General features: G+C 46.4%; 23 protein-coding genes and 1 tRNA gene. 11 read left to right on the top strand and 13 right to left on the bottom strand.

All coding sequences use genetic code 11. The features are described from left to right. Nucleotides 1–22: 22 nt before the first annotated feature. Together QZ209_RS09115 and QZ209_RS09110 are read right to left on the bottom strand one after the other, a co-directional pair. A complete protein-coding gene (locus QZ209_RS09115) occupies nucleotides 23–1,867 on the bottom strand; it encodes a hypothetical protein (protein ID WP_294347157.1) in 1,845 nt (614 codons plus the stop codon). Nucleotides 1,868–1,869: 2 nt separating this feature from the next. Then, a complete protein-coding gene (locus QZ209_RS09110; protein ID WP_294347156.1) occupies nucleotides 1,870–3,243 on the bottom strand; it encodes a GNAT family N-acetyltransferase in 1,374 nt (457 codons plus the stop codon). A 224-nt stretch (nucleotides 3,244–3,467) separates the two neighbouring features. On the opposite strand from QZ209_RS09110, the gene QZ209_RS09105 reads away from it, so the two are divergent. The 6 genes from QZ209_RS09105 (at nucleotide 3,468) to QZ209_RS09080 (ending at nucleotide 9,807) form a co-directional block, all read left to right on the top strand. Further along, nucleotides 3,468–3,611: a hypothetical protein gene (locus QZ209_RS09105; protein WP_294347154.1), complete on the top strand. Its 144-nt coding sequence runs from the start codon at nucleotides 3,468–3,470 to the stop codon at nucleotides 3,609–3,611. 378 nt (nucleotides 3,612–3,989) lie between these two features. Beyond that, nucleotides 3,990–4,568 carry a hypothetical protein gene (locus tag QZ209_RS09100; RefSeq protein WP_294347153.1) on the top strand — a complete coding sequence of 193 codons (579 nt, stop codon included), beginning with the start codon at nucleotides 3,990–3,992 and terminating at the stop codon, nucleotides 4,566–4,568. A 65-nt stretch (nucleotides 4,569–4,633) separates the two neighbouring features. Next, complete coding sequence (locus QZ209_RS09095; protein ID WP_294347151.1) at nucleotides 4,634–5,455, top strand: DUF3298 and DUF4163 domain-containing protein; 822 nt, start codon at nucleotides 4,634–4,636, stop codon at nucleotides 5,453–5,455. A gap of 147 nt (nucleotides 5,456–5,602) precedes the next feature. Further along, nucleotides 5,603–5,827: a hypothetical protein gene (locus tag QZ209_RS09090; protein WP_294347149.1), complete on the top strand. Its 225-nt coding sequence runs from the start codon at nucleotides 5,603–5,605 to the stop codon at nucleotides 5,825–5,827. A gap of 163 nt (nucleotides 5,828–5,990) precedes the next feature. Next, nucleotides 5,991–9,233, top strand: coding sequence for an isoleucine--tRNA ligase (gene ileS / locus QZ209_RS09085; RefSeq protein ID WP_294347148.1), 3,243 nt, complete (start codon nucleotides 5,991–5,993; stop codon nucleotides 9,231–9,233). Between the two features lie 124 nt (nucleotides 9,234–9,357). Further along, nucleotides 9,358–9,807, top strand: a complete 450-nt coding sequence (locus tag QZ209_RS09080) for a TraR/DksA C4-type zinc finger protein (protein ID WP_294347145.1) — start codon at nucleotides 9,358–9,360, stop codon at nucleotides 9,805–9,807. 3 nt (nucleotides 9,808–9,810) lie between these two features. Here QZ209_RS09080 and purF read toward each other — a convergent pair whose 3' ends face one another. Then, entirely contained in the window at nucleotides 9,811–11,313 is a 1,503-nt protein-coding gene (gene purF, locus QZ209_RS09075; RefSeq protein ID WP_294347143.1) for an amidophosphoribosyltransferase, read from the bottom strand. Between the two features lie 322 nt (nucleotides 11,314–11,635). After that, nucleotides 11,636–11,708, bottom strand: a tRNA-Ala gene (locus QZ209_RS09070). A 267-nt stretch (nucleotides 11,709–11,975) separates the two neighbouring features. Here QZ209_RS09070 and QZ209_RS09065 point away from each other — a divergent pair. Next, entirely contained in the window at nucleotides 11,976–12,848 is an 873-nt protein-coding gene (locus QZ209_RS09065) for a permease-like cell division protein FtsX (protein ID WP_294347141.1), read from the top strand. Nucleotides 12,849–13,078: 230 nt separating this feature from the next. Here QZ209_RS09065 and nfo read toward each other — a convergent pair whose 3' ends face one another. Next, nucleotides 13,079–13,933, bottom strand: a complete 855-nt coding sequence (gene nfo / locus QZ209_RS09060; protein WP_294347140.1) for a deoxyribonuclease IV — start codon at nucleotides 13,931–13,933, stop codon at nucleotides 13,079–13,081. Nucleotides 13,934–14,057: 124 nt separating this feature from the next. Between nfo and QZ209_RS09055 the strand changes: the two genes are divergently transcribed. Further along, complete coding sequence (locus QZ209_RS09055; RefSeq protein WP_294347138.1) at nucleotides 14,058–15,050, top strand: glycosyltransferase family 2 protein; 993 nt, start codon at nucleotides 14,058–14,060, stop codon at nucleotides 15,048–15,050. 39 nt (nucleotides 15,051–15,089) lie between these two features. On the opposite strand, the gene QZ209_RS09050 is transcribed toward QZ209_RS09055, so the two are convergent. Continuing rightward, nucleotides 15,090–15,761, bottom strand: a complete 672-nt coding sequence (locus QZ209_RS09050) for a radical SAM protein (RefSeq protein ID WP_294347136.1) — start codon at nucleotides 15,759–15,761, stop codon at nucleotides 15,090–15,092. Next, complete coding sequence (gene purN, locus QZ209_RS09045; protein ID WP_294347134.1) at nucleotides 15,758–16,360, bottom strand: phosphoribosylglycinamide formyltransferase; 603 nt, start codon at nucleotides 16,358–16,360, stop codon at nucleotides 15,758–15,760. The genes QZ209_RS09050 and purN overlap by 4 nt, the downstream gene beginning before the upstream one ends. A 63-nt stretch (nucleotides 16,361–16,423) precedes the next feature. Here purN and purH point away from each other — a divergent pair, with 63 nt between their 5' ends. Beyond that, nucleotides 16,424–18,001, top strand: a complete 1,578-nt coding sequence (gene purH, locus QZ209_RS09040; RefSeq protein WP_294347133.1) for a bifunctional phosphoribosylaminoimidazolecarboxamide formyltransferase/IMP cyclohydrolase — start codon at nucleotides 16,424–16,426, stop codon at nucleotides 17,999–18,001. A gap of 10 nt (nucleotides 18,002–18,011) precedes the next feature. On the opposite strand, the gene QZ209_RS09035 is transcribed toward purH, so the two are convergent. Further along, nucleotides 18,012–18,743 (bottom strand): SDR family oxidoreductase, encoded by a 732-nt coding sequence (locus QZ209_RS09035; RefSeq protein WP_294347131.1) that lies wholly within the window; start codon nucleotides 18,741–18,743, stop codon nucleotides 18,012–18,014. Between the two features lie 230 nt (nucleotides 18,744–18,973). On the opposite strand from QZ209_RS09035, the gene QZ209_RS09030 reads away from it, so the two are divergent. Continuing rightward, nucleotides 18,974–19,255: a cold-shock protein gene (locus QZ209_RS09030; protein WP_294347129.1), complete on the top strand. Its 282-nt coding sequence runs from the start codon at nucleotides 18,974–18,976 to the stop codon at nucleotides 19,253–19,255. Nucleotides 19,256–19,613: 358 nt separating this feature from the next. Here QZ209_RS09030 and radC read toward each other — a convergent pair whose 3' ends face one another. The 5 genes from radC to QZ209_RS09005 form a co-directional block, all read right to left on the bottom strand. After that, nucleotides 19,614–20,285, bottom strand: a complete 672-nt coding sequence (radC, locus tag QZ209_RS09025; RefSeq protein ID WP_294347127.1) for a DNA repair protein RadC — start codon at nucleotides 20,283–20,285, stop codon at nucleotides 19,614–19,616. Nucleotides 20,286–20,652: 367 nt separating this feature from the next. Next, nucleotides 20,653–21,585, bottom strand: a complete 933-nt coding sequence (gene mdh / locus QZ209_RS09020; RefSeq protein WP_294347125.1) for a malate dehydrogenase — start codon at nucleotides 21,583–21,585, stop codon at nucleotides 20,653–20,655. A 152-nt stretch (nucleotides 21,586–21,737) separates the two neighbouring features. Then, nucleotides 21,738–21,992, bottom strand: a complete 255-nt coding sequence (gene rpmA, locus QZ209_RS09015) for a 50S ribosomal protein L27 (RefSeq protein WP_110023266.1) — start codon at nucleotides 21,990–21,992, stop codon at nucleotides 21,738–21,740. A 45-nt stretch (nucleotides 21,993–22,037) separates the two neighbouring features. Then, nucleotides 22,038–22,322: a 50S ribosomal protein L21 gene (rplU, locus tag QZ209_RS09010; protein ID WP_294347118.1), complete on the bottom strand. Its 285-nt coding sequence runs from the start codon at nucleotides 22,320–22,322 to the stop codon at nucleotides 22,038–22,040. A gap of 140 nt (nucleotides 22,323–22,462) precedes the next feature. Next, on the bottom strand, nucleotides 22,463–22,900 hold the full coding sequence (locus tag QZ209_RS09005) for a hypothetical protein (RefSeq protein ID WP_294347117.1): 438 nt from the start codon (nucleotides 22,898–22,900) through the stop codon (nucleotides 22,463–22,465). Between the two features lie 215 nt (nucleotides 22,901–23,115). Between QZ209_RS09005 and mutS the strand changes: the two genes are divergently transcribed. Next, the gene (gene mutS, locus QZ209_RS09000) at nucleotides 23,116–25,755 is read left to right on the top strand and encodes a DNA mismatch repair protein MutS (RefSeq protein WP_294347114.1); all 2,640 of its coding nucleotides are present in this window, start codon (nucleotides 23,116–23,118) and stop codon (nucleotides 25,753–25,755) included. Nucleotides 25,756–25,785 lie beyond the last annotated feature (30 nt).

Genomic DNA, 25,785 nt, shown 5'->3' with positions numbered 1-25,785 from the left:
GGATCACGAGTACCCGATTTGCTTAGCTTTTGTTGATTTTTCGCTCGAAAAATTGCAGCTGCTCGAGCAATTCTTGTTGTACATTCGGACCGATCTTTCTGTCGGAATCATTCCAGTTGATGAGGTCATTGTCGACGTGGATCAGCCGATCGAAATGATCGACGGGTAAGCCTGTTTTCAGAAATTCATCGGTTTGAACGACCAGAACCAAGGCTTCAACACCCTTGTTTTTCAATAGTGCCGAGGCTCTGTTGAAAAGGCTTTCGAACGGGAACGTTATGTGCTCTCCGGAAGGAGTTACCGTTAGGTTGTGACTTGTCAGGTAACAGTCAACGTTTTTCCGGACAAACGACTCTTGCCGCAACCGCCCCTCGTCGGCAGCCTTATCCGAGCCGACAACGATTTCAACCGGAATTCGTCCAGTGCCGTTCATCAGTTTTTCGAGGTAAACCGGGATCAAGGACCTTGCAATATCATTGCCGCCAAAATAAGGGGCGTAATTGACTTCATTGATTATCGCTCCATTGTCGTGCCACGGCCGGGATATGTCGCTGGAGATGATATCGACGCCGGCATTGCATAATCCGAAAAGCCGCGCAGCTCTTTCGGCAATTTCCCGATTATCGGGATGCACAATTTCACCGACATCTTCGATGTGCCCACCCCAGGCCGTCGACTCGATCTTGCGAAGGGGTACCCGTATCCCTTTACCGGGTACTGAATCCGGAGAAAATCCTGCCTGTGACATGGCTTCCTGGGCCTGCTTGTCCAACGGACAGTGTTTTTTTTGAAGCCAGGAGGGTTTTGCTTTATTCATGCGGTTTGCAGAATCAACCAACTCGGAAACGGTATGCGTTCCGTCTCCTTCGACCGATCGGGGCCCTCTGCGTATCGCATAAAGCATCTTGCTGTTTGCAATGAGCAGTCTGTAGCATATGCCGGGCACTTCACGTTCTACGAGGATCTGCTTGGAAAAAGATGCTGCGTTCTTATATGCGGCACTCAGTTTTTCCTTGTCCGTGATGGAGACGGTGACACCTTCTCCACGTTCTTTATCTGCAGGCTTGACAACAAGCGGCCAACCAAGCGTATCTGCCGCCAAAGCTGCCTGTTCTCTGCTGTTTACCGGTATGTGTTCTGGGGCGGGTAACCCTGCCGTTCGTATAAGTCCTGCGGCAAGGATTTTGTTGGTTGTCAATTTTACACCGATAACGGAATCCGAGTCAACCGAACTTCTGTCAATCAAACGGCTTTTCCTGCCCCAGCCAAGCTGGTATATCCCAGACCCGACATGGCGAAAGGGAACGCGACATCGATATGCTGCCTGAAGAATAGGGATGGTTGAAATCCCCGCGGTTATCATTGAGCGCAACGGGGGAAGGATTTTTTTTTGAATGACGCTATAGATGGTTATTGGTGTTTCCGATAGGTTGCCCTGATTTTGTAACAGCATCATCAGCTTCAAGGCGGAACTGTAGGTATGGTCGATGCCCTTGAAAGGAATGCCATCCAGCATGGGAACAACCATTTTTGACTGCCATTGTGAAGGGTCTTTATCATGTTTCCTGACGTCGAGAACAAGCCCCGGGTCAAAAACAGGAATACCGGCAATCTGCTGCAAATACCGGCCGAGGAGGAGAACTCTCCACACGAGGGCTCCGATCTTTTCAGCGTCTGCATCATTGATTTTGTAAACATAATCTGGTTGTGGCTCTATCGTTACTTCCAGCTTTTGTGCCAACCAGTCGTCTATTGTCTCCAAATCGACATTGCTTGAAATAGAGCGTGTGAAAATTGTCAGAATATTGCCAGGCTGACGCAGTCCATACCTGTAGCCTTGCTCGTGAGTGGAAATTGTACTTTGCATTATCAGGAACTCAAGTCGAATTCTAAAACTGTCCAATGATCTCTGTTGGGGTCCCCGAAAGAGTGCTTCTTCGGATTTGTTCCGGTAATTGTATAACCGAATTTATGGATATACCAATGAATGACATCTGGTCGATCCGATTCTGTACGCACATGACGGATGCCTTGTTTCCGCAGCTCGGCCAGTCGCGTTTCCTGTAGCTGAGATCCTATTCCGCAACCCAGAAAATCAGGCTCTACCGCGAGGCTGGCTGTTTCTGCATGTACTTTGTCAAGCAGTATGTAGCTGGAGACCCCGACAAGCTGGCCCTGAAGCTCAGCAACGAAAGTGTTGTCGATATCGATTCGGTCACGTTCGGGTGCCGGAATATCAGGGCTTGCCTGAACAGGTGCCATATTCCATTTCGAGAGTATTGCCATAACTCCATCCATATCTTCAGGTTTCATTTTACGGATTTTGGTCTGCGTGGCTTCCCAGTTATTACGGTTGCCCAGTTGTAACTGTTCGCGCGTTTCCTGAGCTGTTGCGATTGTGCGCCCGAGTTCCCGGGAAATCCGCACGATACGTTTGACCAACGCTTCGTTTCTTGCCGTTTCGCGTTCGGAGAAGTTATAGAAGGGATTGTCTTCGAGGCCGATTCGAACATTTCCTCCCATGGTGATTGCCGCAGTGTTAATCGGCAGCTGATAACGGCCTATTCCTGCCGCAGCCCAGGTCCAATCCTCCGGAATCTCTCGAACAAGGTTGGCCAGGTCCAATACGCGACCAGGCACGGTTCCTAAAGAGCCAAGAAGCAGATTGATGTAGCAGCGTTGGGGAAGCAATCCCTTGCGTTGCAGATAAAAGGCATAATTCAGCATCCCGAGATCAAAAGCCTCGAGTTCAGGCAGGATGTTGCGGTCTCTCATACAGAGACATAGCTTCTGAACAGCTTCAGGATCATTGACAGATGCCTGTTTCGGAAAGTTCATCGAAGTCAGAGTCAGTGACGCCATGTCAGGTTTGGCTTTTCCATCCAGTTCCAGGACAGCGGAACGCTTCTCGATTTCTCTATGTATACGGCCGCTCGTCGTTGCTACCAGTACAACATCCGGATAATCTGCTCGAATGTTTTCAAAAATACGTCCGAAGATTTCCGGTCGCCATGTCGGTACGTCTGCAGCATCGTAGGCATGTACATGAAGAATGCCTGCTCCCGCTTCAATGACAGCCGCTGCACTGTCGGTGATTTCCTGAATACTCGCGGGGACATGCGGATTGATCTTTCTGTTCGCAAGGTTGCCGGAGAGGCAGACATTGATAATCAACGGTTGCTGATTAATCCCATGGGGAGGATTACCGCCATAAAGGGCATCATATGCAGGCTGTTTGATCACGGCAGTTCTTCTTTATGTGAAAAAAATGTGCTCGCAACAGATTATTGTCTGGCTTCACTTGTCTTAGGGTCTTTTGGCTCTGGGAGCATGGTTTCAAGAAACAAAAAGATGGCGTTCCTTTAATACGCATTACCATGTATATACGACATATACCTCTTTTTAGAGAAGTTGCTATAGTTGTTTCATTAACAAGAGAATGTAACTAGGCGATCGAAACTGACCCATTGAATCAGGAATACTTTTGGACACTGACAAATTTCTGCCTCGATACAGGTGAAATCGAAAAAGCGAAAGATTTTGCCCGTTACCAGCTCCAGCGGGTTCCTGCTCACAGGGATGCCGAGGAGCTTTTAAGGAAACTGCAGTGAGACGCAGAGTGAAAGAACGGTTACTGATTCTCGGTGTTTCCTGATACCCGAAACTTATACATTTCATTTTCAGTTAGTAACAAATGCGATACTTTTTCATACTGACGACGTTTTTAAACTCGCGTTTTACTTTTAGTAAGAGCGGGAGACAGTGTATCGAAGCAGTTGTTCTGTCGTATTTCCCCTCCTTTGTATCAAGGCAATATCGGCTAGAATTTTTATCGGTTCGGGTGAATCGTTGGGCATGAGCATGTCGGTGCCGTATTGGTCACTGCCCCATAAACCCGTATCAACGCTGTTGGTGAATCCGTAACGATGTCACTAAGAATTGTGGTGTGGTCAGAACCGTTTTCAACAAATCATCAGGAGGACTATACTATGGAGCTGAAAAAAATCGTGCATCTCGTTGCCGCTTTTATTCTTTCGATCTCGATCATCAATCCGTCGCGAGTTGTCGCCAAGGAGGGGAAAGGTACTGAAAAGGCAGCTGTCGCCGCGGTAGCAGCGGCCGCTATTCTTGGTGTAGCTGCTTTGTCGCATCATGATGGACATTATCCCGATGGTGTACGGTATGAAAATTCAGGTGACAAGGCTGAGTTTGAACGTGGCTATCGCGACGGTCTGCATAATTCCGCACGCAACAACTATAACAATACCAAGGCTTACAAGCAGGGCTATAAGTCCGGTCTCGATGAACGTGATATCCGTATAAGCCATAATCAGCGCAACAAATGGGATAAGAACCGTCACGCTGCAACCGGTAAGGTCAAAAGAGTTGCATTGAAGGAAGCGGAAAGGTTCTGGAATATTCCCCGTGGAAGCGCCACTCCTCTCAGTTCGACCTATAACGAGAAAAATGGTCATTACAGGGTCAATGTCGCCGCAGGTTATCATCGCGGTGTTTGTGTCCTGACCGAGGACGGTACGATAGTGCGTTTCAAAGATTCGAAGCAGTAAGGTTGTAGAAGCCAACTTCATGTTTGAGAAAGTTGGCTTTTTTTCACTTTAAACATCGGTCACTTATGAAAAATTTTTCTCCATCCGTATATGTCGCCTCGATCGGGCTTCTTCTTGTTTTCGCTGCCGCATGTAATGGAGATATGGAAAAGGATGCTCAAGCCCTTGGTTATGAAATGAAAACGGTTGAAAAGGTCTACCTGGCTGACGGGACGGCGGGAGAGAACAAAACTTCCTTTAGGGTCAGCTATCCGGTTTTTTCAGATGGTGAACACGCCGAAACCTTCAACCGCTATCTTCTGGATTGGATTGCCGATAGTACGGCAGTGAATGCGGCCCCGAATGATTCCGGCAACGTAACCCTCGAGCAGCTTGCCGATGAATTTTTTGCTGAATACGAATCGGTTCAAAAAGAGTTTTCGGTCAGTTGGCCCTATCAGTTCAATCTCGATGGTTCTGTACTGCTGAACCGGTCGGGCCTCTTGACGGTGGATCTTTCTTATTACGCGTTCACTGGCGGAGCGCATGGAAACAGTTATACGCAATACTTTGTTTTCGATACGGTTGGAGGAACACGTCTCAGGCTCGAAGATGTTTTTGTTCAGGGTTTTGAAGATCGTTTGAATACATTTATCGATGGCAAGTACCGGGAGATGAAAGGGCTAACGGTTGCTGACAGGCTTGACGGGGAGAAAGGTATGCTCTTCGATAACGTTATTGAATTCAATGGTAACTTTGCGTTGACCGGCCAAGGGGTTTCCTTTTTCTACAATAACTATGAGATAGCTCCGTATGCGGTTGGCTCGACAACGATAGAACTGCCTTATGGCGATCTGGAGAATATTTTGAAGCCGCAGTTCAGAAAATTATGGATGAAGGGCCATTGACAACCGGATCGCTTGTCGTTATTGTCGTGTCGAAAGGGAAAGAGAATCCTGCACTGGTTTTGAATGCTTTGATAATTGTGTTATTTTTATCCCATTCTTTTAATTGTTACTATCACGGTAAATACATAATTATAAAATCAACGGTACATGGCTGAAGAAATCAAATCCCAGGAGCAGCAGCAGGAAGGTGGCCCTCAAAATATTCAGGGGGATGTATCGACTATCCTTACAGGTGTTGGTACCCTTCTTGACAATACTCTCACTCCAATCGGCAATATACTTGTTCAGGCTCTTGAGTCGGTCAACACGGTTGCTCAGCAGATACTCGAAGGTATCAGCAATTCACTCAACAACAATCAGGGCGGCAAGTAGTTGAACCGATAGGCTTGAAAGCCTCTCAACGCCAGATATTCTATCGAAATTTGTCAAGGCAAGCCTTTTATCCGAGAAGGGCTTGCCTTTCCTGTTTTCCGGCGCTATATTCCATGCCTGATTGATAGCGAGTTTTTTTCTTCTTATTGACTGCAAACAGACAATGCCTGATAAATTTCCCGAGTATCCTTCCAGTGTGCCCTACAGCAGCGTCGAGGCTGAAGTGTTATCGTTCTGGAAAGAGCATGATATTTTCCATAAAAGCCTTGAAAAGCAGGGAGACAAGATCTTTTCGTTCTATGAGGGACCGCCGACGGTCAATGGAAAACCGGGTGTCCACCATGTTTTCAGCAGAACGATCAAGGACATTGTTTGCCGTTTCAAATCGATGCAGGGCTACAAGGTCCCCCGTAAAGCCGGTTGGGATACTCATGGACTGCCGGTTGAAATTTCGGTTGAAAAGAAGCTTGGATTGAAAAACAAGGCCCAGGTCGAAGAGTACGGTGCTGGTGAGTTCAATGCAGAAGCGAAGACACTGGTTTACCATCATATCGATGATAACCGTGAAGGATGGGGCAGGCTGACGGAGCTGATGGGATATTGGGTCGATATGGACGATCCTTATATAACATGTACCAACGACTATATCGAGTCAGTCTGGTGGGCGTTGAAGACAATTTTCGACAAGGATCTCATTTACAAGGATTACAAGATCGTTCCTCAGGATCCAAAATCTGAAACGGTGTTGAGTTCACATGAACTTGCGCTTGGATATAAAGAGGTAAAGGATCCGAGTGTCTATGTGAAGTTCAAAGTGAACGATGCCGATGAGTTTTTTCTGGTGTGGACGACAACTCCCTGGACCCTGATTTCCAATGTTGCGCTTTGTGTCGGGCCGGATATCGATTATGTCAAGGTAAGAACGCCGAAAGATGAGGTATATATACTCGCCAAATCGTGTCTTCGGGTGCTCGAACAACAAATGGGAGAGGATGAGGAGCTCGTTTTTCTGGATTCTTTCAAGGGTAGCCTTCTGGCCGGTCTGGAATACGAACCGCTTTTTGTCTGGGCGCATCCTGAAAAGCCATGCTGGTACGTGACTGAAGGTAATTTTGTTTCTACCGGAGATGGAACGGGTATCGTTCATATCGCTCCTGCATTCGGTGCAGACGATTATGAACTTTCGAAAAAGTATGATCTTCCAATGCTGCAACCGGTTGCGCGAAACGGTTGTTTTACAGCGGAGATTCCCGAATATGAAGGGATGTTTTTCAAGGATGCCGATCCGTTGATTATCCGGCGGTTGAAGGAAGAAGGAAAGCTCTTTACAAAGGAAACCATTACGCATACCTATCCGTTTTCCTGGCGTTATGATGTGCCTGTTATTTACTATGCGCGTGAGTCATGGTATATCAGGACCACAAGTATTGCCGACCGAATGGTTGAGCATAATCGCCATATCAACTGGTGTCCTCCGGAAATCGGGGCAGGAAGGTTCGGGAACTGGCTTGAAGAAAACAAGGATTGGGCTCTTTCACGTGAGCGGTTCTGGGGGACCCCGCTGCCTATTTGGGTGGCGGAGGATTTTGTGATCGGAGACGGGCCTGCTTCCGGGAAGGTGTTTGCCGTTGGTTCCATCGAGGAGCTGAAGGATGGATTCATCGATATCGACGCAAAGCGGCATCGTCTGGACGATGCCCTTGCCGAAGGGTTGGTCGAGCTTGATCTGCATAAGCCGTTTGTCGACAGGATATATTTCATCAAGGAAGGGAAACGGTTCAATCGTACACCTGAATTGATCGATGTATGGTTTGACAGCGGTTCCATGCCGTTTGCTCAGTTACACTATCCGTTCGAGAACAAAGAGCTTTTCGAGAAAACCTTTCCTGCGGATTTTATTGCGGAGGGTGTCGATCAGACGAGAGGGTGGTTTTATACTCTTCATGCAATCGGAACATTGATTTTTGATAAACCGGCATACCGGAATCTTGTCGTCAACGGCCATATTCTCGATCGCAATGGCCAGAAAATGTCCAAGTCGAAAGGAAATGTGGTCGATCCGTTCGAAACAATGGAGAAATATGGTGCCGATGCATTGCGTTGGTACCTTATGTTGTCCAGCCCTCCTTGGCGGCCGAAGTCTTTCAACCCGGATGAGATCGAAGAAGAGCAGCGAAAATTTTTCCGGGCATTCGTCAACAGCTACAATTTTTTTGTCATGTATGCGAATGTTGACGGTTTTACTTTTGTCGAAGAGGTCATTCCGGTAACAGAGCGTTCAGGCTTGGACCGATGGGTCATCTCCTGCCTTCATTCCCTGATTTCCGGTGTGGAGTTACGCATGCAACAGTACGATCTAACCGGCGCCATACGTTTGATCAATGACTTTACAGTTGACGATCTTTCCAATTGGTATATCCGCCGTTCAAGAAAACGTTTCTGGAAAGGAGAGATGGGGAAGGACAAACTCGCGGCATACCAGACGCTTTACGAGTGCCTCGAGGCGGTTGCCAAGCTTCTTGCGCCTTTTACGCCGTTTATCGCCGACCGGATCTACATGAATTTGAACGGTATTACCGGAAGGGATTCTCGGGAGTCGGTACACCTCTGTGAACTGCCGCTTGTTGATAAAGGTGCAATAGACAAGCCTCTTGAGCATCGCATGAAAAAAGCGCAAATCGTTACATCTCTGGTTCGTACCATGCGAGAGAGAGCTTCCCTCAAAGTCCGTCAGCCGTTGAAGCGTATCATGCTCGCTGTTGACGACGCAGCTGATATGATGGAATATGAGAAAGTCAGGGAGATCATTATCGATGAGGTCAATGTACAGAATGTCGAGTACATCGAGGATGAAAGCTCCGTGGTAAGCAAAAAGGCCAAGCCTGATTTCAAGTCTCTTGGGCCCAGATACGGCAAGGCGGTAAAACAAATTGCCGACAACATCAGGGTGTTGACACACAAACAAATTTCTTTACTCGAGGATAACGGGGTTCTGGAGCTCGATGTCGATGGTCAAAACTATACCATTACCCGAGAAGATGTCATTATCAACCGTGAAGATATCGAAGGTTGGCTTGTCGCTTCCGATGATGCTCATGGCGTCATGGTAGCGCTCGATACAGAAATCACTCCTGAACTGGAAATGCTCGGCCTAGCACGAGAGCTGGTAAGCAGGATTCAGGCTTTTAGAAAAGAGAGCGGTCTGGAGATTACCGATAGGATCACGTTGCAGGTTGCCGGAAGTGAAAAGGTGGTGTGTGCAGTTGAAGCGAATCGGGATTATATCAAGAAGGAAACACTTGCTGTGACACTTGATATTGTTTCCTTCGATACCATTTCGGGGAGCCGGGAAGAAAGCATAAACGGTGAATTATGCTGTTTAGTGCTTGATAAATCCAAATGCTAATGTTATAATTATCGTGTTTTTCCGAAGATAAATGCGTCGCCTTGGTTACGGCTACCATGTAACAATCGTTTATAGCGGTTTTGTTCACCGTAAAGTTTGAACAAGTAAACTGGATAGAGATACCATGCCCAGAAAAAGCAGCACAGCCAGTACCAGTAAAAAAGAGAAAGAAGCACCTGAAGGTCCAACTAAAGTCATTCATACCTATTTGTCGGATGAAGAGCTGGAGCATTTCAAGCAGATTCTTCTGAAGCGTCGAGAAGAAGTATTACGTGATCTCGATATTCTGCGTTCCTCACTTTCAGAGGAAAGCGTGGAAGATTCGATCAACTCGAACTACTCCATGCATATGGCGGATCATGGCACGGAAACTATGGATCGTGAGCAGCGATTCATGTTTATCGCCCGCGATGAGAAATATTTAGGGTATATAGATCAGGCTCTTGAAAGGATCAGAAACAAAACCTACGGTGTTTGTGCCAAATCAGGCAAACCCATCCCGAAAAAACGCCTCGAAGCCGTTCCCCATACCTCTGTAAGAATTGAGTTCAAAGAAAACAAGAAGAAAGGGTGATTTTTATTCCCCGCTATCGTACTCTTCCTTGTCAGTTGTTGCATCGTCCATGCTAATCGGGTAGTCACCGGTGAAGCAGGCGGTGCAGTAGCTTTGAGTCTCATTTTCAAATCTCGGCGCACTGTTCAGCATGCCTTGAAGTGACAGGTATTTGAGTGAATCGACGCCGATGTACTCCCGTATTTTTTCGATTTCTTCGTCATGGTCTTTCGTGTCGGCAAACATATAGGTCAGCAACTGACCTTTGGTTGGAAAGTCCATGCCGTAAAAACAGGGATTGGTTATCGGGGCGGAGCTGATGTGCAGGTGAATCTCTTTTGGGTTTGCTTCACGGATGAGTTTTATCAGCATTTTCGCTGTTGTCCCGCGAACGATCGAATCGTCAATTACAATAATCTGCCGGTCTTGAAGCACGCCTCGTATAATGTTGTATTTCGAGCGCACCTTGATTTCCCTGCTTTGCTTGCCTGGTTGGATGAACGTTCTTCCAACGTAATGGTTTCGAATCAAGCCGTGTTCGAATCGAGCAGGGCGGCATATCTTGTTGCTTTCGCGCACAAAACCAAGAGCAGCTGTGTTGGAGGAGTCCGGGACGCTCACGACGATTTGGTGCTTATCATCGTTCGTTGGTTCGACCATGGACTCCCGAGCAAGGTTTTTACCGAGGTTCCGCCGAATCTTATCGACAGAATGAGTGAAAACAAGACTGTCAGGTCTTGCGAAGTAGACATATTCGAAAATACAGCGGGCTTTTCTTTTTGATGGGGGGAGATAGAGTGATACAGGCTTGTGCGTTTTGGTCGAGGTTTTATCGATCAACAGAATTTCTCCGGGCTCGATGTCCCGTACGTAATCTACCGATAAGATATCGAATGCGCAGGTTTCACTGGCCACATAAAAAATTGCATCGCCGGTGTCCGGGTCGATGGTTTTACCGAGGGCCAGTGGTCTGACACCATAGGGGTCCCTGGCTGCAATCAACTGATCGTTGGCAAGGATGACGAGAGAAAACGCACCCTTGACTTGACGCAGGGCATGGTAGATCTGATGAACAGGTTCCTTTTCTTTGCTGAGGGCAGCAAGATGAGGAATGATTTCGGTATCGGATGAAGCCTGGAAAATAATACCGCGTTCGGTGAGTTCCTTGCGCAATGTACGTGAATTGGTGAGGTTGCCGTTGTGCGCGATCGCAAGGTTACCTGACCGGTATGTCAGAGAAAACGGCTGTATATTGCTTGTGGACTTTGATGCTCCGGTCGTTGAGTACCGGTTATGGCCGATTGCAGCATGGCCCGGTAGTTTCTTGAATATCGCCGGGTCTTTGTATACCTCGGCAACCAAACCCATGCCTTTGTGCTGGCGGTATATGGTTTTGTGTTTTTTTTCGTCGTATCCTGCTACAACTATTCCTGCAGCTTCTTGTCCTCTATGTTGTAGTGAATACAATCCATAGAACGTATCTTCTGCAGGAGTTTTAGAATTATATACGCCGAAAACGCCGCACATAGGACTCCTTTAAATGTTAAGATTTCGTGAATTTCCTGCTATTAAAGTTGCCAATTGAAGGTAAAATAACAAGCGCTAATTGTAAAAAATTTTTTCTGTTTTGACAGAGTGGGTAGACGCTTTGTTTTTTCAGTCCGTAGTGCGTTCTTTTTGCTGAAGATACGGCGATGGGAATGATCTTGCCGAGGTTATTTTGGTGATAGGGAGGGAGGTGATTGTGCCCGGACATTCCTGATCACGGTCGTGATTATGGGACAGGGGAGAAATGAAAAAAGTCGGGATACAGTAGCTTGACAACCATGTGAGACCGTTCGGTGATCCGTGGAGCTAAGGAGATTCGAACTCCTGACCCTTTGCATGCCATGCAAATGCTCTACCAACTGAGCTATAGCCCCATCTTGTAGATGTTAATTATGAGAAAAAAAACTTTTATTTCCAACTTGTTTTGTTTTTTCCTTACATGATTCGAGTTTCCTGATGAGTCTGGATTTCAAATTGTGCATATTGTTTTTTGCTTCTACTTTACCGGTAGGAATGACTGCGTTACAAAGAAATACGAAAGGTTTTTCATGCCGGGTTCTTTTTTTTGACAGGGTGAAAAAAACTATTCGCGTTTTTCGAGAATATTGGCAGGATCTTGAATCAAGAATTTCTACGAGGCTATGAATCTTTTTTTTGTGATCAAAGAGGGTTTTTCCGGTATTTGGCGTGCAAAGTTGCCAGCTGCAGTGACGATTGTCGTTGGCTTTTTCGCGCTTGTACTGCTTGGTTTGTTTGCAACGATTTCTTTGAGTTTTTTTGATATCCTCGATGAGGTGCGGGGTAGAGTCGAGATAGAGGTGTTTTTCCCCGATGTATCTTCGGATGAAGAGGTTCAGAACTACAAGGGCAGCATCGAGTCTCTGAACGGAGTAAAAGGAGTGGCATATGTTTCGAAAGACAGTGCTGCAGTTATCTTCAGTCAGGAGTTCGGTCGTGATATTGTTGAGATTCTCGGTATAAATCCTCTTCCTCGTTCGGCGAAAGTTCTTCTTCAGCCTCGCTATGCAGGGCCTGACAGCCTTCAAGTTATTGTCGCTTCCATAAACGCTCTCGATCCTGCACTTGATATTCGCTACAACAAGGTTTTTCTGCAACAGCTCGAGGATAATGCTCGTCTTTTTACCGTTCTTACTGCCGCGACAGGTATTCTCATCGCCATAGCGACGGTAGTTCTTGTTGGTTACACGATTCGCCTCGCAATCTATTCCCGACAACAGAAAATCAAAACCATGCGTCTGGTTGGAGCAGCTAACTGGTTTATCAGTGCCCCCTACGTTATCGAGGGGGGGATTCAAGGCTTGCTGGCAGGGGGATTTGCTTCGCTTGCAATATATCTTTTATCGGAGCAACTGCTTCTGCGTTACGAGCCGGGAATTTACGAGGTTCTCCATCCTTCTACTTTTCTGGTTTTCCCGTTTCTTGTCGGTCTGGGCTTTTTTTTGGGAATTTTCGGAAGCACCTTGTCGGTGAGGAAATATTTACGAAAGGCATGAGTTACTTGCAGGATTACGAGTAAGGAAAAACCGGTAACCTGCTCATGGAGCCTTTTCTGCACGAAAGATCATGTCGTCCTGTGAAATGGATGTTCGGATTTTGTAAGAGCGCAGCATCCAATTCGATATATCTGTCGCTGGAAAGTCGGTGGATCCACAGATAATATTGGCTTCAGTTGGAAAACGTTTCATCGGTCATTGTTCATTTCTGCTCAAATCCGGGAAATTTTTCAAGGTACATCATGTTTCTCCAGGCTCGAAAGGAGGGCGATTTCTTCATGCCAGATTTCAGGTTGCGGGGTTTCGAGAATCAGCGGGATGTGCCTTGTCGCAGGATGCTGCATGATGGCTTCGAAACCGGCAATCCCGATTTTTCCCTTGCCGATACTTTCGTGACGGTCACGCCTGCTGTTCAGCTCTAACTTTGCATCGTTGAGGTGCATGCCTTTCAGATAATCAATGCCAATTGACGCATCGAACAAGGAAAATGTCTCCGTGACAGCTTTTTTATCTCGTAAATCATAACCCGCTGCGAAAAGATGGCAGGTGTCGAGGCAGACACCAATTCTTTCCTTATTGTCAACCTTGTCAATGATGAAGGCGAGCTGTTCAAAAGAATGACCGAGATTTGAGCCTTGACCGGCGGTGTTTTCAAGCACTGCTTTTGTTTTTGCTGTGGCTTTCAGGGCCTGGTTGATGGATTCGGCAATTGTTTCAAGGCACTGTTCCTCCGGGATTTCCCGCAGGTGGCTGCCAGGGTGAAAGTTGAGGTTAATCAGTCCAAGTGTTTCGATACGCTTCATTTCGTCGATGAACGCTAGGCGTGAACGGTTGAGCTTTTCAATGTTTGGACTGCCGAGATTGATCAGGTAGCTATCGTGCGGCAGAATGTAGAGTGGGTCGAAACCGCAAGCATTACAGTTGTTTGCAAACGCACGAACTGTTTCTTCTGTCAAAGCGGGGGCTTTCCACTGTCGCTGATTTTTAGTGAACATGGCAAATGCGGTTGCTCCTATTTCCTCTGCGCGAAGTGGTGCGTTTTCTATTCCGCCTGCAATACTGACATGTGCCCCGATGTGTCGCATTATGGTAATGAAATTATAATTCGTAACTAATCGAAAAAGGGGGTTCTGACTCTTTATTCCTTGCTGTTTTACTTTCCTATTGTGTACATTTTTTTCAGCACACCATATCTAACAAAAAAATGCCATGCAGCCAACTCCTCTTCTTTCCGTGATCGTTCCTTTTTATAATGAAGAGGAGTCCCTCCCCCTTCTCATCGACCAGGTTTATGAAGCTATGTCGGATAAGGGGTTGCATGAGCTTTTTAAACATCCGTTTTCATTTGAACTTTTGATGATCGACGATGGTTCTACGGATGACTCTTCGGATTTTATCCGTGAACAGATTGTACACAAACCCGAGCTCAAGCTGGTATCTCTACAACGAAATTTCGGTAAGACCGCTGCACTTTCAGCGGGTTTCAGATATGCGGCCGGTGAATATATCGTCACACTCGATGCTGATTTACAAGATGACCCTTTTGCCATCAGATACCTTATCGAAAGGATGATTGCTGGCTATGATCTTGTGAGCGGGTGGAAAAGAGAGCGCAACGATCCGCTGTCCAAAACAATTCCCTCGAAGATCTTCAATATGACCACAAGATTGTTCACCGGTATTGCGTTGCATGATTTCAATTGCGGTTTGAAAGCCTATCGAAAAAAGGTTATACAGTCTCTCGAGTTGTACGGGGAAATGCATCGCTATATTCCGGTTCTTGCACGGTGGAATGGCTTCAGGGTAACGGAGATTCCCGTAAAGCATAATCCTCGCAGGTTCGGCAAAACCAAGTTCGGCACTTCACGCATTTTCCCGGGTTTGTTCGATTTCTTTACGGTGCTGTTCATTACCCGTTATTTGAGACAACCGATGCACTTTTTCGGTATGTTGAGTCTTTTCAGTTTTCTTGCCGGTTTCGGTATAAGCCTTTACGTGACAATTGGAAAGATTTTTTTCAATGAAGCGGTTGTGAATCGTCCGATTCTTTTTCTGGGTATTCTTCTCATCATTCTGGCCGTACAATTTTTCTCGATCGGACTTTTGGGCGAAATGTTGACCCGCGATACTTCCAACACCCTTCATTACACTGTCAGGGAAACGATAAATGTTCAAGAGGAGGAGAGTCGCGGCCACACCTGAAAAAGTGCCGTGTTCGTATTTTCGATTATATCTCGAGTGCTATACCCCCCGTGTGTCCGGTGGCCAGATGTATTTGTGCAGCTGAAGCTGTAGCTCTACATGGAGATGGTCTTCAAGGATCCATTTTGCAAGTTCTGCAGGGTCCAGCCTGCCGAAAACCGTTCCCATCAGTACTGTACAATGGTCGGTCAGATTCCAGGTGCTCAACAGGTTTTTGGACCATTCGTAATCATTGCGGGATGCGACAACCAGTTTGAATTCGAACGCTTTTTTCTGAAGAACGGAAGATGCAACGGCGAGTTCGATGTTTTTCAGGCAGTTTTTTCCACTTTCCCCCGATGATGGTGTTTTCAGGTCTATTATTTTGTGAACCCGGGGGTCAACCCCATCGACGGGAATAAAACCACCGGTTTCGAGCAGCAGTGTATAGCCCCGGTCGCAAAGCATGCGCATGAGCGTATAGACGTTTTCCTGCTGCAATGGCTCTCCTCCTGTTATTTCTACGAGTGGAATGCCGAATGTTTCAATGTGGGTCATTATTTCGGGAACGGTCATGTTCTTGCCTTCTTTACCCGAGGCGTAGCGGGTGTCGCACCAGTTACAAGATCTGTCGCATCCAGCAAGGCGGATAAATATACAGGGCCAACCGGCATAGGTCGATTCACCCTGAATGGAGAGGAATATTTCGTTGACAAGCAGGGTTTCACTCATATTTCCTGTGTGACAAGGAGTTTTTCAAGAGCATCGGGGTAGAGGAGGTGTTCACATTTCAGGACTCGTGCCGCAAGTGATTCCGGGGTGTCATCAGGTTCGACAGGGACTTTTCGCTGGAGCACAATAGGGCCCTTGTCATATTCCGAGTCAACGTAGTGCACGGTAGCACCTGATTCTTTAGTGCCGGCTTCCAGTACGGCCTTATGAACATTGATGCCGTACATGCCCGGTCCACCGAAACCAGGCAGCAACGCAGGATGGATGTTGAGGATTCTGTATGAATAAGCATTGACAACGGCTTCAGGTACTTTTCTCAAATAGCCGGCGAGCAGGATGTATTCGACTGCATGCTCTTCGAGCGAGGAGAGCATTGCTGCCGCAAATTCTTCATGTGTGTCGTACTGCTTTTCGGAAAGATGAACTGTCGGTATGCCATGCTGGCTGGCAAAAACGGTTGCACCACATTCTGAGCGATTGGAAAGGCAGAGGGAAAATTCAGCCGGGAGACGACGTTCATCGATGGCGTAGTACAATGCCTGAAAGTTCGAACCGGTACCTGAACAGAATGCTGCCAGACGGGTTTTGCGGTTGGCCATTTATTGGATATTTGATTACATTGACGATTTATTGAGATTTAACCATTCCAACCTAATCTACAAATGTCTGATCCTGTTATCAAACGTGCATTGGTGTCTGTTTCCGATAAAACCGGTATCGTGGAATTTTGCCGGGAATTATCAACCATGGGGGTTGAAATATTTTCAACCGGAGGAACGTTGCGAACTATCCAGGATGCAGGGGTTCCTGCTGCATCAATTTCGACCATTACGGGATTTCCGGAAATCATGGATGGCCGTGTGAAAACGCTGCATCCGAAAATTCATGGCGGATTGCTTGCTGTGCGCGATAATGCCGACCATATCGCACAGGCTGAAAAGAACGGCATCGGGTTTATCGATATGGTTGTCGTCAATCTCTACCCATTCGAGGAAACGGTTGCAAAGCCTGATGTCACATTTGAAGATGCAATTGAAAACATCGATATCGGCGGACCCTCGATGCTTCGGAGCGCGGCTAAAAATAACGAGTCGGTAACTGTAGTCACCGACAATGCCGATTATGCTCTTGTTTTGGCGGAAATGCGTATGAACAGTGGTGCGACGACCCGTTCGACAAGGCTCAAGCTGGCAAGAAAGGTTTTCGAGCTGACCTCTCGCTACGATAGCGCAATCGCCGGGTATATGACCGGAATCGAGAGTGGAGGTAAAGATTGCGGAGTAGATAAGCTATCCATAAAACTCGAGCGTGAACTGGATATGCGTTATGGGGAAAATCCACACCAGCAAGCCGGTTTTTATCGTATGAATGATGGGGAATGCTCCCGATCGTTTGGAGAGTATTTTGAGAAGCTACACGGTAAAGCACTTTCGTATAACAATATGCTCGATACGGCTGCGGCAGCCGGACTGATCGAGGAGTTCAGCGGTGAAGATCCGGCCGTCGTGATAATAAAGCATACCAATCCATGCGGTGTCGCTCAGGCTCCTACGCTCGTCGAAGCCTACCGCAAGGCGTTTTCCACCGATACCCAGTCTCCATTCGGTGGTATCATCGCTTTCAACAAGCCGCTTGATATGGAAACAGCAAAAACGGTCGATGAAATTTTTACCGAAATTCTCATCGCACCTTCCTATGAAGATGGAGTTCTCGACTTCCTGCAGAAAAAGAAAAACAGGCGCCTTCTTTTACAAAAACAGCCCATGCCGAAGGATGTTATGGAGTTCAAATCGACCCAGTTCGGCATGCTGGTGCAGGAGAGAGACAGTCAGATCGTGTCGCGTGAAGATCTGAAAGTGGTCACTAAGCGTCAGCCCTCATCTGAAGAGTTCGATGATCTCATGTTTGCCTGGAAGATCTGCAAGCATGTCAAATCAAACACGATCGTTTATGTAAAGAACCGTCAAACTCTCGGCGTCGGTGCAGGTCAAATGTCTCGTGTCGATTCTGCGAAAATTGCCCGTTCAAAAGCTGCCGAAGCAGGTCTCGATTTAAAAGGCTCTGCAGTTGCATCGGATGCATTCTTTCCGTTTGCCGATGGTTTGCTTGCCGCAGCCGAGGCGGGTGCCAGTGCTGTCATTCAGCCTGGTGGTTCTATCCGTGATGATGAGGTTGTTTCCGCTGCCGACGACCATGATCTGGCGATGGTTTTTACCTCGATGCGGCACTTCAAGCATTAAGCGATGTGAGTTAGCTATTGATATCCCCTCCGACAGGCCGGAGGACAATTTCTTCCACTGATGTCCGTGATGGCTGGAGGTATGCGTCGACAACAGGACCGGCGATATCTTCAGGCATCATCATGAGTGGTTTGAGTTCTTCTGCGACTTCCCCCCACATTGGCGTATATACGGCTCCCGGCATCACATTGGTGATTTTTACGTTGCAGTCCCTTCCATAAAGACGAAGTGCTTCTACGAGCCCTTTCTGGCCGAATTTGGACATCGAGTAGACCGATGAACTTTTGAATGCCATTTCCGCAGCTATGGAGGTGATGAAAAAAATATGGCCTGAACGCTTTTCTTCCATAACGGAAAAAATTTTCTGTGTCAGAAAAAACGTGCCTTTCATGTTTACAGACATGGTATAATCGAAATCATCTTCGGTCATTTCCTTCAGATCCTTGAACCGTCCGACACCGGCATTGTTGATCAGGCAGTCGATACTGTCGAACTCCTGAAGTGTTTGTTCAACCAGGTGGTCGATGTTGTCGAGGTTGGTAATGTCGGCTTCAATCGGAACAGCTTGTGCGCCAAGTGCCCTGCATTTTTCTGCGAGTTTCGCTACATCGCTATACGTGCGTGAGCAGAGTATTAACGTGGGGTTGAAAGAGGGGTTGTGTTGTGATTTAAGAGAGAAATCAAGGGCAATTGCCTTTCCTATGCCTTTGCCGGCTCCGGTGAGCAGGATAATATCTTGCATGGTAGAAAATGTTTTGGGTTATGGTTGACGATATCTTTTTAACGTGTTGTATTTGTATTTAATTCGTGTTTATACAAGCAGTTGGATTGTGTTGCGGTGTATTAACATCGAAAAAATGGCCGAAAATCTTGTTACATCTTGATAATTAACCTATATTCATAGTGTAAGCTACCCCCAAGGTGCTGTTTACAACGGCATCTTCCTTTAAGGATAAATCCCCAAATTTCATCATGCAAAGGAAAAGTAAAGTAAAGTGGTTCGATGGTAAGAAGGGTTATGGTTTCATTGTTAACCCTGATGGCGGAGAAGATATTTTTGTCCATTTTTCCGCAATTGTTTCCGATCAGAGTTTCAAGGTATTGAATCAGGATGCTGATGTGGAGTTTGAAGTTGATCAGACGCAGAAAGGGCTGCAGGCAAAGAACGTCTGTGAGATTTGCGCTGGAAACGTCACTGTTCAGCCTCAGCCTCAAGCTTTCGTGCGTCCCGGTGAGGGTGTTCCCGGTCAGTAAATGATTCAAGGTTACATCTTTTTTCATTTCCAGCACGACTGGAAATGCTCTGAAAATTCAAATAATTTTTTTCAGTGTGTTTCTCTGTCGCTCTGAACGGTTTTCTCTCGGCTGTGGTATTACAGTCGAGAGATACGATTATTGAAAGCGGCCTGTACGGCTTTGCCTAACGGTGTTCACTGGCACTATGCTGCTCTGCTTTCCGTAATGCTTATACGAATACAGGGTATAAGATGAATTGTTCCTGCCAACAATGTTTCTTCCTGCCTTCTTCTTTAACAACTCCAATCCTGTTATAATAACTGTAAAGGCATAAGCAGGTAATGATGTTTGAATAGATTTGTTTTCCTGATTGCTTTCACACAAGCAGTGAATGCTCTCTGAAACTGAACCAGGTATCCTTGCCTGTTATGACGTGATCGAGAAGTTCAATCTGAATTATCGATCCGGCCTGTTTGAGTAAAGAGGTTACCTGCTTGTCCGCGTTGCTGGGTTCGACATCCCCTGACGGATGGTTGTGTACCAGGATAATCGCATTGGCACTTTCCCGTATGGCCGATTTGTAGATTTCTCTCGGATGAATCAATGAGGCATTCAGCGTTCCGACAGAAATCAGGTCATGTCGCATGACCTGATTTTTCGTGTTCAGGTGAAGGAGGAAGAGGTGCTCTTTACTTTCATCGGGTACTCTTCCGTTCATATACTCATAAACATCTCTTGCCGAGCGAACTTTTTTGTTGGTATTACGTCTGAAATGGAGGCGTTTGTGCAGTTCAAAAACTGCTTTTATCTGCATGGCTTTTGCAGGCCCTATTCCTTCGTTTTTCTGTAATTCACCCATTGACAGGTCGGCAAGCTTTTCAAGGCCGTAGTTGCTCATGAGTTCGTTGCAGGTATCCAATATATTTTTCCCTTTGGTTCCGGTTTTGAGTATGAGTGCCAGAAGTTCAGCTGAGCTTAGAGCCGATGCGCCCGAGTGCAGGAAACGCTCACTCGGTCGTTCATGAGGGTCGAGGTCATGAATTCTCATTCTGTGCAGTATTTGCTTTGCGGAACATTGTGTATAGTGAATATAGGGTTTCGGATGATATGTTTGGCGGGATAATGGTGTATTGTTTGTGAGGTGGTTATTTCAGAATGAGAGCTTGTCTTATTATGAGACGATTTTTCGCGAAAAGCTTAGATTGTTTTGATTGATGGAATGCTGTTATATGTAATTAATATTATGAGTTAGTGCTTTTTTGTTTTTTCTGGCACGTTGTTTGATGTACTATAAGTAATGCTCCACGCCCGTGGAGTAGGACAGGTGTAATGGGGGACACCTGTTCACAATAAAAGCGTCCCGGTTTCCCGGGACGCTTTTTTATTTTTATCACCAGCTATTGTACTGCTTCGAATCAAGCAAGTAATGGAGCGAGATTGTTGCAATTTTCTTCGACTATTGCTGCTGATTTTCGGAGAGCTTCGATTTCAGGCTTATCGAGATTGATTTCAAGAATTTGTTCGATACCGTTTTTGCCCAGCTTTACAGGGGCGCCTATGAAAATATTGTTGATTCCGTACTGGCCTTCAAGAAGTGCCGAGCAAGGTAGTATTCGTTTGCGGTCGTTTACGATGGCGTCGATCATTTCAACGCAGGACGCTGCAGGTGCGTAATAAGCTGAACCATCTTTGAGATAGTTGACGATTTCAGCACCGCCTTTGCGTGTTCTTTCAACCAATTGATCGATTGTTTGCTGCGGCAAGAGTTCCGTTAGCGGGATTCCTGCAACACTTGTGTATTTAACGACAGGTACCATGGAGTCTCCATGTCCTCCCAGCACAAAGGCATTGATATCCTGCATGGATACATTCAGTTCTTTGGCGATGAACGATCTGAAGCGTGCAGAATCGAGAACTCCGGCCATTCCCAATATCCGTTCTTTCGGTAACTTGCTTCTGACATATCCGACATGAGTCATTATGTCAAGAGGGTTCGATACCATAATGATGATAGGATTTTTGGAGTATTGCATAACCTGATCGGTTACCTCCCTGACAATGGCTGCGTTTTTCATAAGCAGGTCCTCACGAGACATACCCGGTTTGCGGGCCAAACCAGCAGTGATGAGGACAATGTCGGAATCGGCTGTATCGCTGTAATCGTTAGTACCAAAGACCATTGTGTCAAAAAGTCCAACCGGCCCGGATTCATACATGTCGAGAGCTTTCCCTTGAGGGATGCCTTCAACGATATCGAGAAGTACTACTGTATTCGCGAGTTGTTTTTCTGCAATGCGGTGGGCCGCAGTTGCTCCTACATGGCCTGCGCCAATAACGGTAATTTTCATATTATGTTGCGTTTAATTCTACAGTATGAATATCAGCCAATTGAAGGGAGGTAATGGCGATAATTCCAAGCTTTATTATGAAGCAAAAAAAAAGCCGGCCTTTTACGGTCGGCTTTAGAAATATACGTTTATTTTGTTTTCGAGGCAAACAATCAGGCTGGCAGTACGTCGATGTGTTTTTTGTCGTTACGGCCGTTCCTGAAGTGAACCTTGCCGTCTACAAGGGCGTAAATCGTATGATCTTTGCCTATTCCGGCATTGTTGCCGGGTTTGAAAACAGTTCCTCTCTGACGAACAATAATTGAGCCTGCGGAAACAAGCGAACCACCCGATGCTTTAACTCCCAAATATTTCGGGTTACTGTCACGGCCATTCTTCGTTGAGCCGCCACCTTTTTTATGAGCCATGAGTCAAAATGATTGTTGTTGAAAATGTTATGAGTACTATCGATGTCAAAGAACCTCAACCTGAGTCATCAACTGACGATGGCCGTTCCTTTTTTGATAGCGTTTTCTGCGTTTCTTCTTGAAGACGACGATTTTTTCGTCTTTAAGATGCTCGAGCACTTTCAGCTGGATGTTACCTGAAGGTTCTGTCGATGTCTTCTCCTGGTCAATATGCGCTAAAGGTTCGATGTCTATGATGTTACCGACTTCAGCTTTTTGATGTGGAACGAACAGCCTGTCACCGGTTTTAACCAAGAACTGCTTGTCTGAAATCTTTATCAGTGCCTGCATTGTGCTTTTGTGTTAAATTAAGAATTATAGACCTGCAATATATGGTAATCGATGTATTATTTCAAATGGATAATATCGGGTCGACTGCATTCGTTTCATCTATGAAAACTCAGGAAATTGCCGGTTTATGCCACCCTGATTTACAGCAGAAAAAATGTTACCACCAGGACCAGTGCGAACATGGACAAGGAAATGGTAAAGAGATTGTACCATTTTTTATAGTCGGATCGGCTGCAGGGATAGTGTAGCGGTTGAATTGCTTTAATGATGTAGCCCATAGTCAAAGCAACTTGAAGAACGATTATTACCACCTTTACCGCTATAGCGATGCTCCAGCCATGGAAAAAGAGGGCGAGTAAAAGGCCGGAAGCAATCGCGGTTTTAAATCCTGCGTCGGCTACCTTCGTTTCCAGTTTGATGTAGGTTTGCAGGAGCATGGGGTAATCGCCCGGATCACTGTCCGGACCAGTCAGTTTCGGCTCGAGAGTCTTTAAAAAAAAGAGGGAAGCAAACACGGTGCCGAACCAGGTTGCAAATGATGTTACGTGTATGAAGCGAAGAATGGCGTACCAGTCCATGGTGAATGCTGTTGAGAATGATGAAATCCCGTTAGTCTACAAAACCTTGCCTGCAAGGCTCTTGGTACAACCTCAAATATAGAAAAAAAACAATGGAGCCTGTTCGTTATGAATGTTGTTTGAGCTGTCTGTTCCGTGACGTAAGGTTCTTGTTTTTTTTAGTGTACTGAATTAGCTTGATCAATCATGAAAAGGGGATAAACGGTAAAGAAGCAATGAAATCCATGAAAGTGACCCGGCGGAAAAAAAGCGGTAACGAAACACCGATGATGCGTCAATATCTCGAAGTAAAGGAGCGTTACCCCGAATATGTATTGTTGTTCAGAGTCGGTGATTTTTATGAATCGTTTTACGATGACGCACGCAAGGTGTCAGAAGCTCTCAACATTGTCCTGACCCGCCGGTCGAACGGAGCTGCTGCTGAAATTCCCATGGCTGGCTTTCCACATCATGCATGTGACGGTTATATAGCCCGCTTGGTTAAAAAAGGCTACAAGGTTACCGTCTGTGATCAGGTTGAAGATCCTGCACAAGCGAAAGGGCTTGTGAAACGTGAAATAACCGACATTGTCACTCCCGGCGTGACTTACAGCGACGAAATACTCGAAGACAAACACAATAACTATCTCTGTTCGCTGGCTTTTTTGAAGAAGGGGCGTGAGAAACGTGCTGGCATAGCCTTCATCGATGTGACAACTGCAGAGTTCAAGATTGCAGAAGTGCCGCTCAGCCAGGTTGCGGATATGCTGCAGTCCATCCAACCTTCAGAGGTTCTTCTTTCTTCAAAAGAGAAGACCTTTGGAGAGACTATCGAAAAGATTTTGCCTTCAGAAGTGGTTGTTACCACGCTGGACGACTGGATGTTCAGTGAAGAAAATGCATCGCAGGTAATCGAAAAACATTTTAAAACCCATTCGCTTAAAGGATTCGGTATTGACGCGGTTTATGCTGCTCAGGTTGCTGCCGGAGTCGTGTTGCAATATCTCGAAGAAACCCGGCAAAACCGTTTGCAATATATTACCAGAATTGCGCTTGTTGACAGTGCGCATCATATGATGCTCGATCTTCAGACCAAGAAAAATCTGGAAATCATCTCCTCGATGCAGGATGGTTCGATCAACGGTAGTTTACTTCAGGTGATAGATCATACCCGAAATCCAATGGGGGCGAGGCTGCTGAGGCGTTGGCTGTTAAGGCCCCTCAAAAGAATCGAGGAGATACAGCTCCGGCTCGATGCAGTCGAGGTGCTTCATGAAGAGGTGGCTGTTTGCAACTCCTTGGGTGAGATACTCCGGGGAATCAACGATCTTGAAAGAGCGTTGGCAAGAGTCGCGACCTTGAGGAGCATGCCGCGTGAGGTACGTACCCTCGGGGCAGCGCTTGAAAAAATACCCGATCTTCAGGCTCTGTTAAGTGATTCAAAAAGTTCCAAACTTCGAAAACTTTCACAAGATCTGGTTCAACTATCCGATATAACGGCAACCATCGAACAGGCGATCGATCCGGATGCTGGGGCCACACTTCGTGACGGCGGTTATATCAAGGCAGAGTACAACAATGAACTCGATGGGCTGCGCTCGGTTTCTTCCAATGCCAAGGGCAGTTTGATGGAAATACAGCAGGCGGAACGCGGAAAAACCGGAATCTCCACCCTGAAGATACAATACAACAAGGTTTTCGGTTACTATATCGAGGTCAGCAAAGCGAACAGTGACAAGGTTCCCGGTTACTATGAAAAGAAACAAACTCTCGTTAATGCTGAACGTTATACTATTCCGGAGTTGAAAGAGTATGAGGAGAAAATTCTGACTGCAGAAGAAAAGAGTCAGATGCTCGAGCAGCAGCTCTTCCGTGAGCTATGCGTGAAGGTAGCTTCCGAGGCCTTGCATATTCAGCAAAATGCAGAAATTGTCGCGGAACTTGATTGCCTGTACTCCTTTGCGTGTTGCGCAAAAGCATATCGATATGTCAAACCGAAAGTTAAAAAACATGGTGATTTGTCCATTACCAATGGTCGTCATCCCGTGCTTGAACGTATTCTCGGGGTTGATGAACCCTACATAGCCAATGACTGCTTTTTCGACAAAAAACAACGCATGTTGATTGTCACCGGCCCGAACATGGCTGGAAAAAGCTCGTTCCTCCGTCAAAACGGCCTTATTGTTCTGCTCGCCCAGGTTGGCAGTTTCGTTCCTGCCGATGCGGTGGAAATAGGGCTTGTCGACAGGATTTTTACAAGGGTTGGAGCATCGGATAATCTTGCTTCAGGAGAAAGTACTTTTCTTGTGGAGATGAATGAAGGAGCTAATATCCTCAACAACGCGACTGAAAAAAGCCTTATTTTACTCGATGAAATCGGCCGGGGTACCAGTACATATGATGGTATGTCCATTGCATGGGCGATGAGTGAGTACATTCACGGTATCATCAAAGCAAGGACTTTGTTCGCTACGCATTATCATGAACTTGCCGAGTTGGAAGAGCGTTTTGAGGGCATACGTAATTACAATGCCACGGTTGTCGAGACTGCCGATAAGGTGGTTTTCCTGAGAAAGATCGTAAGGGGGGCATCCGATAACAGCTATGGTATAGAAGTCGCGAAAATGGCGGGTATGCCATCCGAAGTTATCAAAAGAGCCAAAGAAATACTTTCAGGTATGGAACGAAGGGATGTCGCGTTTCCTGCAGGGGTTCAGGGGGGCGGAGTTCGGGAAATGCCCCCCCGCCAAATCTATCTTTTTGAAGAGGAAGAACGAAAGTTGAAGTATGCGATCGATGCGCTCGATATCGAGCGCATCACGCCGATCGAAGCTATTGTTGAGCTCAAAAGGCTTCAGGATCTTGCAGGAAAATAAGATGAACAAGGTTGGCAAGAGATGAAATGC

The organism is Prosthecochloris sp. (assembly GCA_015482705.2).
GTDB lineage: Bacteria > Bacteroidota > Chlorobiia > Chlorobiales > Chlorobiaceae > Prosthecochloris.
The sequence above is the reverse complement of the archived record's forward strand: the minus strand, read 5'-3'. Positions and strand labels throughout refer to the sequence as shown.

Excerpts from the sequence above, each read along its gene's own strand:
- QZ209_RS09115 (WP_294347157.1), bottom strand. The coding sequence starts at position 1,867 with ATGCAAAGTACAATTTCCACTCACGAGCAAGGCTACAGGTATGGACTG.
- QZ209_RS09100 (WP_294347153.1), top strand. The coding sequence starts at position 3,990 with ATGGAGCTGAAAAAAATCGTGCATCTCGTTGCCGCTTTTATTCTTTCG.
- QZ209_RS09095 (WP_294347151.1), top strand. The coding sequence starts at position 4,634 with ATGAAAAATTTTTCTCCATCCGTATATGTCGCCTCGATCGGGCTTCTT.
- QZ209_RS09090 (WP_294347149.1), top strand. The coding sequence starts at position 5,603 with ATGGCTGAAGAAATCAAATCCCAGGAGCAGCAGCAGGAAGGTGGCCCT.
- ileS (WP_294347148.1), top strand. The coding sequence starts at position 5,991 with ATGCCTGATAAATTTCCCGAGTATCCTTCCAGTGTGCCCTACAGCAGC.
- QZ209_RS09080 (WP_294347145.1), top strand. The coding sequence starts at position 9,358 with ATGCCCAGAAAAAGCAGCACAGCCAGTACCAGTAAAAAAGAGAAAGAA.
- purF (WP_294347143.1), bottom strand. The coding sequence starts at position 11,313 with ATGTGCGGCGTTTTCGGCGTATATAATTCTAAAACTCCTGCAGAAGAT.
- QZ209_RS09065 (WP_294347141.1), top strand. The coding sequence starts at position 11,976 with ATGAATCTTTTTTTTGTGATCAAAGAGGGTTTTTCCGGTATTTGGCGT.
- nfo (WP_294347140.1), bottom strand. The coding sequence starts at position 13,933 with ATGCGACACATCGGGGCACATGTCAGTATTGCAGGCGGAATAGAAAAC.
- QZ209_RS09055 (WP_294347138.1), top strand. The coding sequence starts at position 14,058 with ATGCAGCCAACTCCTCTTCTTTCCGTGATCGTTCCTTTTTATAATGAA.
- QZ209_RS09050 (WP_294347136.1), bottom strand. The coding sequence starts at position 15,761 with ATGAGTGAAACCCTGCTTGTCAACGAAATATTCCTCTCCATTCAGGGT.
- purN (WP_294347134.1), bottom strand. The coding sequence starts at position 16,360 with ATGGCCAACCGCAAAACCCGTCTGGCAGCATTCTGTTCAGGTACCGGT.
- purH (WP_294347133.1), top strand. The coding sequence starts at position 16,424 with ATGTCTGATCCTGTTATCAAACGTGCATTGGTGTCTGTTTCCGATAAA.
- QZ209_RS09035 (WP_294347131.1), bottom strand. The coding sequence starts at position 18,743 with ATGCAAGATATTATCCTGCTCACCGGAGCCGGCAAAGGCATAGGAAAG.
- QZ209_RS09030 (WP_294347129.1), top strand. The coding sequence starts at position 18,974 with ATGCAAAGGAAAAGTAAAGTAAAGTGGTTCGATGGTAAGAAGGGTTAT.
- radC (WP_294347127.1), bottom strand. The coding sequence starts at position 20,285 with ATGAGAATTCATGACCTCGACCCTCATGAACGACCGAGTGAGCGTTTC.
- mdh (WP_294347125.1), bottom strand. The coding sequence starts at position 21,585 with ATGAAAATTACCGTTATTGGCGCAGGCCATGTAGGAGCAACTGCGGCC.
- rpmA (WP_110023266.1), bottom strand. The coding sequence starts at position 21,992 with ATGGCTCATAAAAAAGGTGGCGGCTCAACGAAGAATGGCCGTGACAGT.
- rplU (WP_294347118.1), bottom strand. The coding sequence starts at position 22,322 with ATGCAGGCACTGATAAAGATTTCAGACAAGCAGTTCTTGGTTAAAACC.
- QZ209_RS09005 (WP_294347117.1), bottom strand. The coding sequence starts at position 22,900 with ATGGACTGGTACGCCATTCTTCGCTTCATACACGTAACATCATTTGCA.
- mutS (WP_294347114.1), top strand. The coding sequence starts at position 23,116 with ATGAAATCCATGAAAGTGACCCGGCGGAAAAAAAGCGGTAACGAAACA.